The sequence below is a fragment of the Streptomyces griseoluteus genome (assembly GCF_004784465.1).
Classification (GTDB): domain Bacteria; phylum Actinomycetota; class Actinomycetes; order Streptomycetales; family Streptomycetaceae; genus Streptomyces; species Streptomyces griseoluteus.
Genome location: NZ_SRRU01000018.1, coordinates 13,603 through 31,334 on the forward strand (window position 1 = coordinate 13,603; position 17,732 = coordinate 31,334).

The following is a 17,732-nucleotide window of genomic DNA, read 5'->3' on the forward strand; positions in this document are numbered from 1 at the left end:
GCCTGCGCCGCCGAGCCCGTCGGGTTCTGGAGTGCTCGGGCCCGGTGCGCTGGACGGTGAAGGAGTCGACGTACCGCACCGCCATGCGACTTTCTGTCCTGCACTCGGCCCTCTTCCGCGGCCTCCTGGCGAGCTTCCACGACGTCTACGGCGACCTGGAGCCGACTGCCGCACCAACCTTCCTCGGCCAGCTGGATCTCCCCACGAACACCCAGCACCTTGCCGAACTGCGCCACGTACTCGCCGCCGGGCACAAGAACCACTACTGCAGCCCTGGCGCCTGGGACGATGCGCTTCGCTCCTGCTCCTGAGCCGTAACGACTGGGCCTGGCTCGACGTCCGGCCGGACGACACCCCCGACGGACACCCGGACGGTGTCAGCGTCCTGGTCGCCCGCCGGCACCGATACACCGGCGAAGTCTCCTTCTTCCGCTGCTGGACACCCGGTGACGTCACCCTCGCCCAGCTCGTGGACGTGATCTGTCACAGATGGCGGATCGAGGAGACTTTCCAGCTCGGCAAGACCTTCACCGGCCTGGGTGAAGGCCAGGTGACCTTCTGGAACTCCTGGGTGCGCTGGTCCCTGTTCTCCCTGATCGCCGCCGCCGTCCTCTCACTCACGGCCGCTGCCACGACCCCCACCGACCCTGCGGGCCCAGCCCGACTCGTCCCGCTGACCTGCCCCGAACTCATCTGACTCCTACGGGCATTCGCCCTCACAAGGTCCGCGATGCGGGGTGGCATGTTGCTGAGCAGCACATGCCCGTTGTGGCCGCCGCCGTAGCCAAAGAGATGGCCGGGGCCGAACGGCCGCCCGCGTTCACAAGTGCGCACTACCTGAACACTTGATGTAGGGATAGCGACACACCCGCAAAGGAGTTCACAAATCGAAAGGGCGTGAATCGATGTAAGTCGGCCAGCTTGCACAAGCGGAAGTCAAGGTCGACTCAAGATCATCTTTTGGGTCTGTATGCAGAATGTTCACAGCAGGCAAGGTGGGCGCGTTTCTTGTCGCTTGCTCGCTGGAGTGAAGTCGTGCTGCCTTCCCGGCCGCTGAACCACAGACGTCGGATGCACCGCGTCATGCGTGGCGTCGCCGTACTCGTACTCGCCTCGTTCGCCGTCATGTTGACGACCGATCAGGCCTTCGCCGAAGGGCTGGAGCTCAGCCGCATCGAGCTGCCCGGCGCCAGCGCGTCTGCGTGGGCGTCCTGGTTCACCGACCCCCACTGGGGCAAGCTGCCGCACCAGCGGTCCGGCACGGCCGCGCACCACCGCCACCATGTCTCCGCCGAGGCGACCGCCGCGCACCGGGGCAAGGGCCACGCTCCCGGAAAGGGCCGCGGCGAACTGCCCGCGTACCACGCGCACAGTCCGTCCGTGAAGAAGGGACGCAGCGCGGGCGCGGTCGGTTTCAACGCCAAGACCAGCAAGCGCAACGCGACCAAGTCCTCGCGCACGGAGACCGTCTACGACAACGCGGACGGCTCCGTCACCCGCAGGCTGTCCCAGACCCCGGTCAACTACCAGGTCGCCAAGGGCAGATGGGCCCCCATCGACGTGGACGTGCGGGCCGGACCGGACGGCCGCTGGCACGAGAAGGCCAACTCCGTCGCCGTCGACTTCGCCGCCAAGGCCACCGACGCCGACCTCGCCTCCCTGGCGCCCGACGAGGAGCACCGCGTCTCCTACGCCCTGAAGGGCGCCGCCCCCGTCCAGGGCACCGCCGCCGGCTCGACCGTCACCTATAAGGAAGTCCTCGACTCCACCGACCTGCGGCTCGCGCCGACCGCGACCGGTGTGAAGGAGTCCGTGGTGCTGCGCTCCGCCGACGCGGACAACACCTGGACCTTCCCCCTCGACCTCAAGGGCCTCCGTCCCGTCCAGCGTTCCACCGGCTGGATCGACCTGCAGAGCCCGGCCGGCAAGACCGTCGAGCGCATCCCTCCCGCGTACGCCTGGGACGCGAAGGTGAACCGCCGCTCCGGTGACCCGGCCACCACCCGCGACGTCACCACCGAGCTGGTCCACGACAAGGACGGCTACGCGCTGGAGGTGACCCTCGACAGCGGCTGGCTGCACAGCTCCGAGCGCGCCTTCCCGGTCACCGTCGACCCGACCGTCCAGGACGGCTGGACCACCACCTACGCCGAGTCCGGCTACGCCGCGACCGACCGCTCCTACGAGCAGACCATCAAGGTCGGCTCCTACGACTCCGGTACCCACTCGGCCAACAGCTTCGTCAACCACTGGGACACGGCATGGGACGGCAGCAACGCCACCGTCACCTCCGCGAGCCTGCACCTGTTCGACACCTGGGCCGCCACCTGCACCGCCGAGCGCTTCGACGTCGCCCTGGTGACGAGCGCCTGGACCCCGGAGGGCGTCACCACCTACCCGGGTCCGTCCAAGGGCTCCTCCATCGGCAACCTGACCCCGAGCGTGCCCAATGCCTGCGCCAACACCGCGGGTGACCGCGCCGTCGGCGACTGGGTGACCGTCCCGCTGTCCACCTCCGCGATCCAGGGCTGGTTCAGCGGCGCCACCGACGACAACGGCCTGGCGGTGTACGCGGCGACGACCGACACACTGCACTGGAAGCAGTTCGGCTCCTTCAATGACCCGGGCAAGGGGCCCTGGATCGACGTCACCTACACCGGCAACACCGCGCCCCAGCTGTACGAGCAGTTCCCCGCCGACAACGCGGTCGTGAACACCACCACGCCCACCTTCACGGCTTGGGCGGGTGGCGCCAACTCCACCAGTGGCAGCAACAACCAGTACCTGTTCCAGGTCTACGACGGCTCCGGCACCAAGGTCGCCGACTCCGGCCTGGTCGCTACGGGCAGCTGGACCGCGCCCACCAACAAGCTCGCCTGGGGCAAGAACTACACCTGGACCGTCAAGGCGTACGACTCCGCCACGAACCTCTACTCGCCGGCCACGACGTACGCGCTGTCGGTCCAGGTTCCGCAGGCCGTGATCACCTCCGGTCTGTCGCAGAACAGCAGCGACCACGGCTTCGACGCCTCCATCGGCAACTACACCACCTCCGACACCGACGCCTCGATCTCCACCGTCGGCCCGTCCCTGGACATCGAGCGCGCCTACAACTCCCGTGACCCGCGCTGGACCGGGGCCTTCGGCTCCGGCTGGTCGAGCATCTTCGACTCCCGCGCCACCGAGCAGTACACCGCCGCGGGCGCCGTCTCCAGCGTCTCCGTCACCTACCCCGACGGCTCCCAGGTCGGCTACGGCAAGAACAGCGACGGCACCTTCACGCCCGGAGGCGGGCGCTTCGCCACCTTCAAGTCGGTCACCGACGGCTACACGCTGACCGACAAGGACGACACGGTCTACACGTTCACCCAGTCCCTGGGCTCCGGCGGGTACGGCCTGACCACGGTCACCGACGCCAACGGCCGCTCGGTGAACCTGACCTGGACCTCCGGCCACGTCAGCAAAATGACCTCCGCCGTCTCGAACCGCTCCCTGTCCCTGACCTGGAGCACCCCGTCCGGCGCCCAGGCCGCGCACGTGGCGACCGTGGTCACCGACCCGGTCACCCCCGGCGACTCCGCCACCGTCCAGACGTGGACCTACGGCTACACCGGCGACCAGCTCACCAAGGTCTGCTCCCCGCTGTCGGCCACCAAGTGCACCGTGTACGGCTACACCACCGGCTCCGGCTACCAGAACGCGGCGCTCGACCTCGACCCGCACACCTTCTGGCCGCTGTCGGAGACCTCCGGCACCACCGCCAAGGATGCGATTCTCGGCAACGAGGGCACCACGAACGCGACGTACGAGAACGTCACCCTCGGCCAGACCGGCCCGCTGACCGGCTCCTCCGCCAAGGCGGCCGGCTTCAACGGAACCTCCTCAGACATCTCGCTGCCGAAGAACCTGGGCAACGACACCGACTCCGGCGCGATCTCGCTGTGGTTCAAGACCTCGGCGGGCCCCGGCGTCCTCTACTCCTACGCCTCCCAGCCGATCGGCTCCGGACAGGCGGGCGGCTTCTACACCCCGTCCATCTACGTCGGCACCGACGGCAAGCTGAACGCCGAGTTCTGGTACAGCGGCGGCATCAACCCGATCGTCTCCTCCGCCTCCGTGGCCGACGGCCGCTGGCACCACGTCGTGCTCTCCGCCGCGGGCAACTCGCAGTCCCTCTACCTGGACAACACCAAGGTCGGCTCGCGCACCGGCACCATCTCCATCCAGAGCGCGGTCGCCTTCGGCAAGAACCAGTCCTTCAACTACCTGGGCACCGGCTTCCTCGGCGGCTCCTGGCCCGACGAGCCGCACTACTCGGCCACCGAGAAGGACGGCTACGCCACCTACTTCAACGGCTCCATCGCGGATGTCGGCTGGTACAGCCGCCCGCTGGTCGCCGCCGACGTCAACTCGCTCTACACGTACGGCACGCACAGCACGAGCCTGCTCACCTCCGTCAAGCGGCCGTCCGGCAAGACGTTCGCGACGATGACGTACGACCCGAACACCACGGCGCTCACCCAGCTCACCGACGAGAACGGCGGCACGTGGGCGATGGGCACGCCCACCGTCACCGGGTCCAGCGACACCTACCGCGGCGCGGTCCTCGGCGGCGCCCCCTCCGAGTACTTCCGCCTCGGCGAGGCCGCGGGCGCGGCCACGGCCGTGGACCAGGTGCGCGGCGGCAACGGCACGTACAACGCGGTGACGCTCGGCGGCGCCGGTCCCTTCAGCGACCAGAAGTCGGCCGCCTTCAACGGAACCAGCTCACTTCTGACACTGCCGAGCGGGTCCATACCCGGCTCGGGCGCCGAGACCGCGAGCATGTGGTTCAAGACGACCACCGCGAACGGCGTCCTGCTCAGCGCGAGCAGGGACCCGCTGAGCAACGGCACCACCCCGACCGGCTACACACCCGTCCTGTACGTGGGCAGCAGCGGCAAGCTGTACGGCGAGTACTGGTTCTCCACCGGCTCGGACAACCCGCTGGTCTCCTCGGCGGCCGTTACCGACGGCAAGTGGCACCACGTGGTGCTCTCCACCAGCGCCACCAGCCAGACGCTCTACCTCGACGGCGCCCTGGTCGGCACCCAGACCGGCACCGCGGCGATGTCCAACCAGCCGTACACGTACGTCGGCGGTGGCTTCGTCGGCGGCTACTGGCCTGACGAGTCGCACCACAGCACGACCGACAACGCCGGCTACGCCAGCTACTTCAAGGGCTCGATCGCCGAGGTCTCCCTCTTCCGCTCGCAGCTGTCCGCCGCGGACGTCGCCCAGCAGTTCGAGGCCGCGCAGAACTCCACCGGCCTGCTGCCCGTGGAGACGGTCCAGGTCACCACGCCGACCACGGCGACGCTCAAGTACACGTACGACGTCACCAACAACAACCGCGCGCTCACCGAGACCGACGCGCTCGGCAACAAGACCAGCTTCGGCTACGACACGGCCGGCTTCGAGCACACGGTCACCGACCCCAACGGGGCGATGACCATCACCGGTCACGACGTCCGCGGCAACGTGGTCTCCTCCACGTCCTGCCAGGATCAGGCCGCGAACAAGTGCAACACCGAGTACTACACGTACTACCCGGACGACACCACGGCCCAGCTGACCACCGCCGACCCGCGCAACGACCAGCTGCTGACCGAGCGGGACGGCCGCTCGGCGTCCGCGACCGACAACACCTACCTGACGTCCTACACGTACGACTCGGCGGGCAACCAGACGGCCATCACCGGCCCCGCCGTGCCCGGCTTCCCGAACGGCCGCACCACCTCGACCGTCTACAGCGACGGCACGGCCACCTATCCGGCGTCCGGCGGCGGCGTGGTCCCCAAGGGCCTGCCGGTGAAGACGACCACCCCGGGCGGCGCCGTCAACCAGGTGGCGTACTCCAGCAACGGTGACGTGGCCTCCACCACCGACGCCATCGGCCTGGTCACCACCTACGCCTACGACGGTCTCGGCCAGGTCACCAGCCAGAAGGTCGTCTCCGACACCTACCCGGCCGGCCTGGTCACCACCTACAAGTACGACGCCGCGGGCCAGGTGATCGAGGAGCACGACCCGCAGCTCACCGACCGCGTCACCGGCGCCGTCCACGCCGCCGTCACCACCTCGGTCTACGACGAGGACGGCAACGTCACCTCGCAGGCCGTGTCCGACGGCAGCGGCGGCGACCACGCGCGCAACCAGACCTGGACCTACGACGCCTACGACCGCGTCGCCACCGAGGCCGACGCCAACGCGGCCGAGGGCGCGGTCAACGGCAACACCACGACGTACACCTACGACACCTCCGGCAACAAGACCAAGGAGGTGACGACCGCCGGCAACGAGACCCGCTACACCTACGACGCCGAGGGCAACCTGCTCACCCAGGGCCTGATGTACACAGGTGACCCGGTCAGCCCGCAGCCGGCGACCCTGCTCACCGAGTCCTCGCGGGCGTACGACCCGGCCGGACGGCTCGCGTCGATCACCGACGCGATGGGCAACACCACGGCGTACACGTACACCGACGACGGTCTGACCGCGACGGTGAAGCGCACCAGCGCCGATGGCAAGAGCACCTACACGCTGGAGTCGGACGTCTACGACGCGGCCGGCAACCTCACGCAGGCCACGTCGGACAACGGCGAGACGGTCACCAAGTACACCGTCGACGCCGCTTCCCGCACCTCGTCCACCGAGCTGGACCCGACCGGCGTGGACCGCGTCTCCACGGTGTCGTACACCCCGGACGACCAGGTCGCCTCGGAGAACGACCACGACGCCTCGGGCTACGACCGCACCACCACCAACACCTACGACGACATGGGCAACCTGCTCAGCGAGACGCTGTACGGGGACGCCTCGGGTCACCCGGCGGGCTGGTGGAAGCTGAACCAGAACTCCGGCACCTCGGTCACCGACGCCTCCGGCACGGGCAACACCGCGCAGGCAACCGGCGTCACCTGGAGCGACGACGCCGCGAACTTCGCCGGCACCTCCGGCCAGCAGATCGCCACCAACGGGCCGGTGCTCGACACCACCGCGTCGTACACCGTCTCGGCGTGGGTGAAGATGGGCTCGCTGCCGACCCACAACGCGACGGTCGTCGCGCAGACCGGTACCACCAACAGCGCGTTCATGCTCCAGTACAACTACGCGCACGCCGGCGCGCCGCTGTGGAGCATGGAACAGACGAGCACCGACGCCGCAGGTGCCACGTTCCCCTCGGCCTACTCGACCGCCGTCCCCGCCTCCGGGGCCTGGACGCACCTGGTCGGTGTCTTCGACGCGAGCACCGGCTCCATCAAGATCTACGTCAACGGCTCCCTGTCCGGCTCGGGCACCAACGCCACCCCGTGGAGCGCCACCGGCCCCCTGACCATAGGCCAGACCAAGTACGCGGGCGGCTCGACCGACCTGCTGCCCGGCGCGGTCTCCAACACGCAGGTCTACCAGCGTGCCCTGTCCGCCACCGAGGTCTCCTCGCTCTACGGCAAGGGCCACAGCGGCGGCACGGTCGGCTCCTCCGACGAGCAGAAGACGACCTACGCCTACGACAAGCGCGGTCTGCCGAAGTCCATGACGGACGCGGAGAACAACACCACCGACTACGCCTACGACGAGGCGGGCAATCTCGCGGTCACCACCGCGCCTGCCGTCCAGGCGGAGCCGGACGGCACCAACCCCGCCACCGTGCGCCCGGTCACCACCAGCGGCTTCAACACCTTCGGCGAGGCCGTCGAGGAGCAGGACCCGAGCGGCCTGGTCACCACCACGGTGTACGACGCGGAGGGCAACAAGGTCTCCGAGACCCTGCCGCCCTACACCCCGGCGGGCGGCTCCCAGCCCAACGCCGGCACCACGGTGTGGACGTACGACAGCGAGGGCAACCAGACGTCGGTGACGACGCCGGGCGGTAAGACAACGTCGTACCTGTACGACCAGCTCGGCGATGTCGCACAGGTCACCGCACCGGACCTGACCAAGACGCACGCCGTCTACGACGCCAATGGCGAGCAGCTCTCGGCGACGGACGCCTCCGGCGCGCAGAGCCAGGCCACGTACGACTTCATGGGCCGCCCGCTCACGCAGACGACCCTGGAGCGCTACCCGTCGACGCGGACGCTGACGGCGACCACGTCCTACGCGGTCACCACCGGCAACCCCTACGGCGCGCACGCCTCGTCGACCACCTCGCCGGGCGGCGTGAGCAACTCGTACGGCTACAACCGGGCCGGTGACATCACCTCGGTGACGGACGGGGCGGGCAACACCACCCGCTACGCGTACGACTTCGAGGGCAACCGGAACAAGACCACGCTGCCGGACAACACGTACTCGACGACCGACTACAACGCCGACGGCGACCCGATCACGACGCGCTCCTACGACGCGTCAGGTACCAAGCTGTGGGAGACCTCGCAGAGTTACGACGGCGTCGGCAACATGACCGCGGCGACGGACGCGCGCGGCCACACCAGCCAGTTCACCTACGACGCGGCCGGCACGATCACGCAGGAGGTCCAGCCGGTCGACGCGACGACGTCGATCACCACGACCTTCGGCTACGACGCGTCCGGCAACCGCACCCGCTTCACCGACGGCCGCGGCAACTCCTGGCGCTACACCTACACGCCGTGGGGCCAGCAGGAGAAGGTGATCGAGCCGACGACCGCCCAGTACACCTCGGCGGCCGACACCACGACGACCTTCGCCTACGACGCGGACGGCCAGACCACGAACGTGACGATGCCGGGCGGCGTCACGACGGCGATGACATACGACGTCAACGGCCAGCTGAAGTCGATGACCGGCGCGGGCGCCGATGCGGCGACGGCCAGGCGGAGCTTCACCTACGACTCGATCGGACGTGTGCTCACGGCCGACACGGACGAGGCGGGCATCGCGGGCGCGGACGACCACCAGGCGGCCACGCATGATGCGTTCACCTATGACGACCGCAGCGACCTGCTGACGACGTCGGGCGCCTCGGGCACGTCCAGCTTCGCCTACAACAACGACGGCGCGATGACCTCGCGCACGGACGCCGCGGGCACGACGAGCTACGGCTACGACACGGCCGGCCGCCTGTCGTCCCTGAACGACGCGGCGACGGGCACCCAGCTGACGTACACCTATGGCCAGTTGAACGAGCTGCGGTCGATGAAGTACGGCGCGACCGGCCAGACCCGCACGTTCGGCTACAACTCCGAGCACGAGCTGACCAGCGACACGCTGGTCCAGGGCGCGTCGACACTGGCGAGCTTCGCCTACGGCTACGACGACGACGGCAACCTGACGTCGAAGACGACGACGGGTGTGTCGGGCGCGTCGGCGAACACGTACGGCTACGACTGGGCGAACCGCCTCACGTCGTGGAACGACGGTACGAAGACGACGACGTACGGCTACGACGCCTCGGGCAACCGCATCCGCAACGGCGCGGACGTGTACACCTACGACGAGCGTGACCAGCTCACGTCCGACGGCACCAAGACGTACTCCTACTCGGCGCGCGGCATGATGACGCAGGAGTCGTCGGCCGGCGGCGGCACGGTGGCGTACAAGACGGACGCCTTCGGCGCCCAGATCGTGGCGGGCACCCAGTCCTACACGCTGGACGCGATGGGCCGGAACGTGTCCGACAAGGACACGTCGGACGGCTCCACGAGGACGTTCGCGTACTCGGGCGCGGACAACACGATCGCGTCGGACGGCGACAACACCTACACGTACGACCCGGCGGGCGGCGTCGTCGGCATCAAGCCGGGCGGCAGCGGCGGGGTGCTGGCTCTCACCGACCAGCACAGCGACGTGGTGGGCACGTTCACCTCGGGCGCGACGGCGCTTGCGGGTTCGGCGTCGTACGACCCGCTGGGCAAGGTGCTCTCGACGAGCTCGCTGACCGGCCACTTCGGCTTCCAGTCGGGCTGGACGGAGCCGGGTTCGGGTGACGTCGGTACGGCGTCGCGCTGGTACAACCCGGACACCGGGCAGTTCCGCAACAAGGACAGCATCTCGCTGAACCCGGTGCCGAACTCGGTCTCGGCGAACCCGTTCGCCTACGTCAACGACAACCCGCTGGCGGGCACGGACGAGTCCGGCAACTGCTCCTGGTACGACGTGGTGTGCGGCGCGAAGAAGGCCGCCCATCATGTGGCCCACGCGGTGAAGCATGTGGCGCACCGGGTCTACCACGCGGCCAAGCACGCGGCCCGCAAGGTCGTCCACGCGGTGAAGCACGCTGCCCGCAAGGTGGTTCACCATGTGCGGGACGTCTACCGGGCCACGGTCCGGGTGGTGCACCGCGTGTACCACTACACGGTCCGGCACGTCAGACGCGCGTATCACCGGGTGGTGCATGCGGTCCATTCCGCCTACCACAAGGTCTCGCACGCGGTGCATCGCGTGGTCCACGCGGTGAAGAAGGCGGCGCACAAGGTCGCGCACGCGGTGAAGAAGGCCGCGCACGCGGTCGCCCACGCGGCGAGGACGGCGTACCACGCCACGGTCAAGGCCGTGAAGTCGGCGGCGAAGTACGCCAAGCACCACGCGGCGGCGATCACTTCGTTCGTGGTCTCCACGGCGGTGTTCGCGGGCTGTGAGGCCCTGACGGCGGGTGTCGGTTCCATCGGCTGCGCGGCGGCCGCGGGCGCGGCGGGTTCCCTGGTGGAACAGGGCTTCGCGTGTGCGGAGAACGGCGGTGACGACTGCAGCGCGGGCGCGTTCGCGGGTGCCGCGGTGACCGGCGCGGTCGCCGGCGCCGTGGGCGGCATCCTCGGCAAGATAGGTGGCTCCTTGCTGGCCAAGGCCGCGCCGAAGGCGATGAAGGTTGTCGGCGGGCTGTTCGGCAAGGGCGCCGCGGAGGCCGAGGAGACAGCAGCCGCGGACGCTACGGAGGCGGCGGCTTCACGGGCGGAGTCGGAGGGGGCGGGGACCAGAGCTCAGTCGCACTCGGATGACGCCGGACCGAGTTGCCGAATCGGTGGCCCGCACAGCTTCACCGGGGCCACCCGGGTGCTGATGGCCGACGGCACGACGAAGGCCATCGACCAGGTCAAGGTCGGCGACACGATCGCCAACTCGGTACCGGGCGCGAAGGGCCCGGAGGCGCACAAGGTCACCGACGTGATCGTGACGCGCACCGACCGGGACTTCGTGGACGTGACCGTCAAGGAGACCGGCAAGCCCACCACCAAGCGTTCGGTGAAGGACGGTGCCAAGTCCCTGGCCAAGAAGGCCGCCCGCAAGGCGGCGTTCGGCCTGGCGGCCTCGGCGGCGGTGCTCGGTGCCCTCTCGGCCGGCCACGGTCACGGCAACGCGCACGAGCCGGCGACGGCACCGGTGGCGGCGGTCAGCACGACCACCCACGACGCCCACCTGACGACGACCTTCCACCACCCCTTCTACGACGAGACCCAGTCGGCCTTCGTCGAGGCCAAGGACCTCACGCCGGGCGACGTCCTCCAGACCCCGACCGGCACGACTGAGGTCACCGGTGTCCGCCTGTACCACGCGAACACCGTCACCTACGACCTCACCATCGGAACCCTCCACACGTACTATGTGGAAGCTGGGACCACACCAGTCCTGGTGCACAACTGCGGCACTGGGACCGGACCTGGCGGTCCCGCCCTGGAGGGAGACCCGTATAGCCCTGAAGCGGTAGCAGCTCGAAGCTCGCTGAACCGGAGTTACTACAGGCTCCAGGACGCCACAAATCGTGCTGCGGGACGCAGCGTGGAGGAGTTCCGGGCTTCGTTGTCAGAAGCCCAGCTGAAGGCTGGTAGCGAAAACGTGGGACGGGCCTACCAACACCTCGGCACGAGCATTGAGTCGGCAGTTGCCAATGATCCGGCGGTCCTCGCAGATTCCAGTATCACGCACCTTGGAAATTCGATGCGCGGCCGGGCGGTCCCTGACTTCCAAATAGAAACCGCCAATGGGCCATTCAATGTCGATATCACTGGTGGCAGCAAGACGTCGATTGCCGACCACCTGAAGCGCTCGTACCTTGAACGGGAAAACATCTTGGACTATCAGACGATTCCGTTCTACAAGGTTAAGCAAATTTTCAACATTCCGTAGGAAGAGCAGGTGGTGGGTGTGGCTGCGAGCACAGTCGTTGGGCCAAGGAAGATTGTCAACGCCGATGTGGACCTTTCAGGGTTCGACTTGGATGGAGTCGAGTTCCGAGGCTGTGCGATCGCCCAGTTCGAACACCCGCTCGGTATGGTTGTGCGCGCCGGGAAGCTGAGGCGCTGCAAGGCTGTCGGCTGCTCTGTGCATGGGGTGAGGTTCGAGGAAATTCTCGCCGAGAATCTCACCTTTTCGAAACTGACCGAGTTTGCGGCTTGCGCATTTCGCCATGTGGAGCTGAAGGGGAGAATCGGCCCGTTTATTACGACGCCTGCGCATTATTCGCTTCCTGCTGATGCGGCCCAGGCTTTCAGGGATTCCCTGGTGGAGTACTATCGGGATGTCGATTGGGCGTTGGATATCTCTGCTGCCGAATTCTCGGACGCCTCCATCTATATGGTTCCAGGAGATCTCGTCAAGAGGGATGAGGACACGCAGTTCTTGCTGCGCCGATCGGCCTTCGAGAGCTTTGCCGACCCTCTTCCTGCGGTTGCAGAAATTTATCGAGGACGGTTCTCGCTGACGCCATTCGACTCGTACGTGGCGATCGCTCCAGTGCGTTCCAAGAATTTCAAAGAGATTCGAGACGGCCTGATGGAACTTAAGCGTATGGGCTTGGCTGAATAGCCCACCGGGTATCGCGGTACCACCAGCTCCCATGGCGAGCTGAAGACCCCAGGGGTGAACGTGGCCCGCCAGTTACCTGGCGGGCCACGTTGCGTCAGCGGATCAGTTCCCTTCGGATAGCTCCCACAGGTACACGGACAACCGGTCCTTGGAGACCGTGTACCAGGTGCCAGCGCCGGCCGAGCGGGCGGGCCCGGACACAGGGAAGGGGTAGGAGATCTCCTCACGCAACGTCATGCTGTCCGCATCGACGAGCCAGTGACGGGCAGAGCCATGCGAGGCATCGGACTCGGAGGTTCCGGCGACGATGGTGTTCTCATCCACGAAGGCTGCCTCGTAGTCCCAGTACACCCTGTCTGCGCCAGCGCTCCGAGGGTGGTGCGGCACGGTGTTCTGGGCGTCGAGCTTTCGCAGGTCCGAGCCATCCTCCACCTGCTGCAGAATGAGGGACCACTGCCCCATGGGAACGGTCAGGAGATGCTGGCCGGAAGGGCTCACGGCCACAAGGATCCGCTCGATGCCGATCTGTTCGACGGACAGGTGCTGCCCGTCCCACCGTCCCCACAGCACAGGCGAACCTTCCTCACCCTCGCCGATGCTCAGTCCCATCTGTGCAGGGTCCGGGTGGGAAGTCTGTTCAGAACTTGAGGCCGCCGTCATGGTGTCCGCGTATCCCAGGACCCTTCCGTCCATGGCGTACAGTACCGCCCACACTTCCCGGTCATCCTGTGTGTCCTCAGAGCCGCTCAACGGGCCGCGGACGTGCGCCCAGACAAATCTGCCATCCGCGCTGAATGCGACTGAGCCGCTGTCGGCGTAGTAGTGATCCTCGTCGTCAGCGTATTCGTCGAACGATCGGTGCATCACAGAGCAACTGCCGTCCCCACAGCCATGCTGCACCTCCCACCGCGTCACCCCACTCGGCTCCGCCAGCTGTACCGCGTGCACGCCGGCGAACACCGCGGCATCACCTTGGGGCGACACCGTCACCGTTCCGAAATGACGCGGCCAGGGCGCCGGAAACCGGGCCTCCGACCCTTGGCCTGCGCCACAGGCGCCCAAGCCGACAGCCACCACCTCCGCGTCACCGCGCTGCACGAGCGGCCAGCGCCCTGGCCACTGCAGCACTTGTGGAGCTTCCGCTGATGCCAGATCCAAAGAAGCGTCGGCGGTGGTAACGAGATGAGCGGTGGCGGTCACAGAAGCCTCCAGTCACAGATGACACACGATGCGAGCCTGATGCCCCTGCCACATGGGGAACGCCGACCTCACCAGGCGCACCTGATGCGAGGGTAACGACGACCTGCATCGCAGGCGTTCTGAGGGTGCGGATTCGGTCCCACGTTTCGACTGGCGCACGCGGTGAAGCACGTGGCGCACCGGGTCTACCACGCGGCCAAGTACGTCGCCCGCAAGGTCGTTCACGCGGTGAAGCACGCGGCCCGCAAGGTGGTTCACCGGGTGAGGGACGTCTACCGCGCGACTGTGCGGGTGGTGCACCGTGTGTACCACTACACGGTCCGGCACGTCAGACGCGCGTATCACCGGGTGGTCCATGCGGTCCATTCCGCCTATCACAAGGTCTCGCACGCGGTGCATCGCGTGGTCCATGCGGTGAAGAAGGCGGCGCACAAGGTCGCGCACGCGGTGAAGAAGGCCGCGCACGCGGTTGCGCATGCGGCGAGGACGGCGTACCACGCCACGGTCAAGGCCGTGAAGTCGGCGGCGAAGTTCGCCAAGCACCACGCGGCGGCGATCACTTCGTTCGTGGTGTCGACGGCGGTGTTCGCGGGCTGTGAGGCCCTGACGGCGGGTGTCGGTTCCATCGGCTGCGCGGCGGCCGCGGGCGCCGCGGGCTCGCTGGTGGAACAGGGCTTCGCGTGTGCGGAGAACGGCGGGGACGACTGCAGCGCGGGTGCGTTCGCGGGTGCCGCGGTGACCGGCGCGGTTGCCGGCGCCGTGGGCGGGATCCTCGGCAAGATAGGCGGCTCCCTGCTGGCCAAGGCGGCCCCGAAGGCGATGAAGGTCGTCGGCGGCCTGTTCGGCAAGGGCGCGACGGAAGCCGGTGACGCCGCCGCGACGGACGCGACGGAAGAGGCGGCCTCGGCGGCGGAGTCCCAGGCGGCCAAGACCAGGTCGCAGTCACACTCGGACGAGGCGGGGCCGGCGGAGGAGTCCAGCGGCAGTTGCCCGAGGCAGAGGGGCGTGCCCCTGCCGCACAGCTTCACCGGCTCGACCCGCGTGGTGATGGCCGACGGCACGACCAAGGAAGGGTCAATCATCAGACGCTGCATGTCACCGCGATGCTGACTCGGGTCGCCCCCACGGTCTTGCAAGTCGAGCCCGAGCCGTACAGCGGCGTGTGAGTCACCGATGAGGCTTGCTATCCGCACGGCACGTCGGACCGAGACCTGCAGCGGGTGATCATCGAACTCGTCCAGAGCCCGGCGGATCAGGGCCACGATGTGCTCAGTTGAATCCATCGGCCGAATGTAGTGGCAAGAGGCCCGCGGCACACCGACTGGTGTCCCGCTCGTTTCGCTGCAAGCGGGCACGGCAGTGCGCTGCCAGCAACCAACTGCTGCGTGACCTCGCCAGCCAGACGCTCGGGGAAGCGTACGGCCAGGACGTCGAGCGCGCCACGAGGGCCCCCGGTGAATCCTGCCGACCCGCCCGCGCACTGCTGCGCAATTAAAGAGTGTTGCACAAGGCCGTGATCTAGCAGCCCGAAGCGGTGCTCTGTGCTTGACGGTCATGCGGCGAGGGCGAGGTTGTGCATGCGGGCCACCGCCTGGACTGCGTGATGGAGGCCGTCGCCGCGCTGCCGGCAGTCGCGGAGGATCTTGTAGTTCTTCATCCGGGAGAAGACGTGCTCGACGCGTGCGCGGACTTTGCGGTGAGCAGCGTTGTCCTCTTCCTCACCCTTCAGCAGCGCTCGTCCGGGACGTTTGCGATGCGGGATGACCAGACCGGTGTTGATGTAGGCGCCGTCGCCGAGCACAGTCACGCCGTGGCAGTGCTCGGCCAGACCGGAGTCCCGCCATGCCCTGGCATCCGCGGTGTTGCCAGGCACCGGCCGGGCGGCCGCGACCACGAGGCGCGTCTCCGCGTCAACGATGACCTGCACGTTTGCCGAGAACCGGTAGTTGCGGGAGGAGGCGCCCACGCCGCGGTCGCGGACCGGGATCAGGGTGCCGTCCACGATCCACATCCGGTCCGGGGCGTCGGCCGCGCGGGAGACCGGCTCGAGCGCGAGCAGCGGTCCCAGCCGCTGGATCACTCGGCAGACCGTGGAGGAGGAGACACCGAACAACGGGCCCAACTGCCGCATCGTCAGGTTCGTGCGGTAGTACACCGCGACCATCAAGACCCGCTCGCCCAGCGGCAACGACCACGGCCGGCCCCGCAAAGTGCCGTTGCCGCCCCGCTCCCGCACCACCTTCAACAGACTCGAAAACTGCGTCATCCGCAGCCCCGTGAACGTCTCCACCCACACTCGCTCAGCACATAACACCGCCGCCATGCCTAGGAGATGCCCAGCTCACTGCCTTGTGCAACACCCTTTAAAGACTGTCCCGTAAATGATCTTTGAGTCGCCGGGAGTGGGGTCGGTCGCGGTGTGGTCCGCTCGCCTGTCTGCGACCTCTCGGGTTGGTGTCGGTGGTGGTGAGAGTCGGTGGTGCTGGTCTGGTGGTGTGCTGTGTCGACGCTGGTCAGCGAGGTGTTGGGGCGGGATGGACACCGTGCCCAGGCGGTCCACCAGCTCCGCCTGGGTGAGGAGGACCGCGGCTCCCGCGTGGTCCTCCTGCGTGAGCGAGGCAGCGTCGACCACCTGGGCCGTGCCCTCGAGCAGGATCAGCCCGGCGTCGTCGTCCCGCGCGGGGAGCAGCTCTGCGACATGGGTTTCGTCGATCACGTGTCGGGCCTTCCGTTCGGCTACGGGTGCCCGGACATGCGGGGCGGCGGTGTGCCGGACCCGCTGCCCGGGGCGGGCGGGTGCCCGCGGGCCGGTGAGCCCGATCCTTCGCCGGGGGCGTGTGGGTGCCCGCGGGCCGGTGATCCCGATCCTTCGCCGGGGGCGTGCGGGTGCGCGCGGGCCGGTGATCCCGGCCCTCCATGGGGTCTCACCCTGCCTGGTCGGTGTCCTTGTGCGCGCCCCAGCCGTGCCAGCGCTCGACCTCGACCCAGGCGCTGAACCGGGTGCGCCCCCGGTCCGGGTAGGGCCGTCCGGTGTAGTGCGTGGAGAGGCGGTCGATATCGGCCAGGCCCTTGTCCTCGTGTATGTCGGTCACCCGGCCGATGAGGGTGACGTGCGTGTACCAGTCGTCCCGGTCGAGGACGGTGAGGGACACCCGCGGGTCGCGGCGCAGGTGCTCCAGGCGGACCCGGCCCTCGTCCATGTTCAGGAGAACGCGGCCGTCCTCCCACAGGTACCAGGTGGGTGTGGTCACCGGGGCGCCGTCCTTGCGCAGGGTGGCTATCACGCACGGGTTGGGGTGACGCAGCATCTCTTCGGCCGCGGGCGGCAGCGGGGGCTTGGACATGGGGTTTCCTTCCTGTCTCCCTGTCGTTGGCCGCCGAGTTCCCTGAAACGGGGTGCGGCGCACCTCGCCGGAGCCGTCGGGCCACGTCCCGTGGCCGACTACAGCTCGAATTCCAGGTCGAGCAGGTCGGTGAGTTCGACTTCGAGGCCCGTGGGCGCGGTGGCCGTTGTCGCGGAAGTAGACCTCGCCCAGGGCCTCGGCGGCGATCTGGCGTAGCTGGTCTTCGGTGGCGCCTTCTTCCTGGGCCGAGAAGAGGCGGGCAACGTGCTGCTGGACTCCTCGGCCGCGCCGACCTGCTCGTGGTCGGAGCCCGGCGCGGCGAAGGCCACTACGGCCTGCAGCTCGGCCGCGTCGCGCACGCGGTGCTGCATCACTCCGCCTGCCCGGTCGCCGTCGTACAGCGGGCGTGAGAGAGCAACCGGCAGC

Annotated in this window: 8 protein-coding genes and 2 pseudogenes; 6 read left to right on the forward strand and 4 right to left on the reverse strand. The window is 68.2% G+C overall.

The window, feature by feature from the left end:
- Positions 1-83 precede the first annotated feature (83 nt).
- From E5082_RS31560 to E5082_RS31575, 4 genes and pseudogenes are all read left to right on the forward strand, one after another.
- A complete protein-coding gene (locus E5082_RS31560; RefSeq protein WP_244321671.1) occupies positions 84-311 on the forward strand; it encodes a hypothetical protein in 228 nt (75 codons plus the stop codon).
- An 8-nt stretch (positions 312-319) separates the two neighbouring features.
- A pseudogene (locus E5082_RS33865) lies at positions 320-694 on the forward strand (IS701 family transposase); the annotation flags it as partial.
- A 377-nt stretch (positions 695-1,071) separates the two neighbouring features.
- Positions 1,072-12,084, forward strand: a complete 11,013-nt coding sequence (locus E5082_RS31570; RefSeq protein ID WP_135794641.1) for a LamG-like jellyroll fold domain-containing protein — start codon at positions 1,072-1,074, stop codon at positions 12,082-12,084.
- 18 nt (positions 12,085-12,102) lie between these two features.
- Positions 12,103-12,762, forward strand: coding sequence for a hypothetical protein (locus E5082_RS31575; protein ID WP_135794642.1), 660 nt, complete (start codon positions 12,103-12,105; stop codon positions 12,760-12,762).
- 102 nt (positions 12,763-12,864) lie between these two features.
- On the opposite strand, the gene E5082_RS31580 is transcribed toward E5082_RS31575, so the two are convergent.
- Positions 12,865-13,962: a hypothetical protein gene (locus E5082_RS31580; protein ID WP_135794643.1), complete on the reverse strand. Its 1,098-nt coding sequence runs from the start codon at positions 13,960-13,962 to the stop codon at positions 12,865-12,867.
- A gap of 171 nt (positions 13,963-14,133) precedes the next feature.
- Here E5082_RS31580 and E5082_RS31585 point away from each other — a divergent pair, with 171 nt between their 5' ends.
- Positions 14,134-15,072 carry a hypothetical protein gene (locus tag E5082_RS31585; protein WP_167514197.1) on the forward strand — a complete coding sequence of 313 codons (939 nt, stop codon included), beginning with the start codon at positions 14,134-14,136 and terminating at the stop codon, positions 15,070-15,072.
- Positions 15,073-15,514: 442 nt separating this feature from the next.
- Here E5082_RS31585 and E5082_RS31590 read toward each other — a convergent pair whose 3' ends face one another.
- The 3 genes from E5082_RS31590 to E5082_RS31600 form a co-directional block, all read right to left on the reverse strand.
- On the reverse strand, positions 15,515-16,285 hold the full coding sequence (locus E5082_RS31590) for a transposase family protein (RefSeq protein WP_135794645.1): 771 nt from the start codon (positions 16,283-16,285) through the stop codon (positions 15,515-15,517).
- Between the two features lie 18 nt (positions 16,286-16,303).
- Positions 16,304-16,678 carry a hypothetical protein gene (locus E5082_RS31595; RefSeq protein ID WP_135794646.1) on the reverse strand — a complete coding sequence of 125 codons (375 nt, stop codon included), beginning with the start codon at positions 16,676-16,678 and terminating at the stop codon, positions 16,304-16,306.
- 208 nt (positions 16,679-16,886) lie between these two features.
- The gene (locus E5082_RS31600) at positions 16,887-17,306 is read right to left on the reverse strand and encodes a PPOX class F420-dependent oxidoreductase (RefSeq protein WP_135794410.1); all 420 of its coding nucleotides are present in this window, start codon (positions 17,304-17,306) and stop codon (positions 16,887-16,889) included.
- A 287-nt stretch (positions 17,307-17,593) separates the two neighbouring features.
- Between E5082_RS31600 and E5082_RS31605 the strand changes: the two are divergent.
- Positions 17,594-17,716, forward strand: a pseudogene (locus E5082_RS31605) (universal stress protein); the annotation flags it as partial.
- Between the last annotated feature and the right edge of the window lie 16 nt (positions 17,717-17,732).

Excerpts from the sequence above, each read along its gene's own strand:
- E5082_RS31600 (WP_135794410.1), bottom strand. The coding sequence starts at position 17,306 with ATGTCCAAGCCCCCGCTGCCGCCCGCGGCCGAAGAGATGCTGCGTCAC.
- E5082_RS31590 (WP_135794645.1), bottom strand. The coding sequence starts at position 16,285 with ATGGCGGCGGTGTTATGTGCTGAGCGAGTGTGGGTGGAGACGTTCACG.
- E5082_RS31560 (WP_244321671.1), top strand. The coding sequence starts at position 84 with ATGCGACTTTCTGTCCTGCACTCGGCCCTCTTCCGCGGCCTCCTGGCG.
- E5082_RS31570 (WP_135794641.1), top strand. The coding sequence starts at position 1,072 with ATGCACCGCGTCATGCGTGGCGTCGCCGTACTCGTACTCGCCTCGTTC.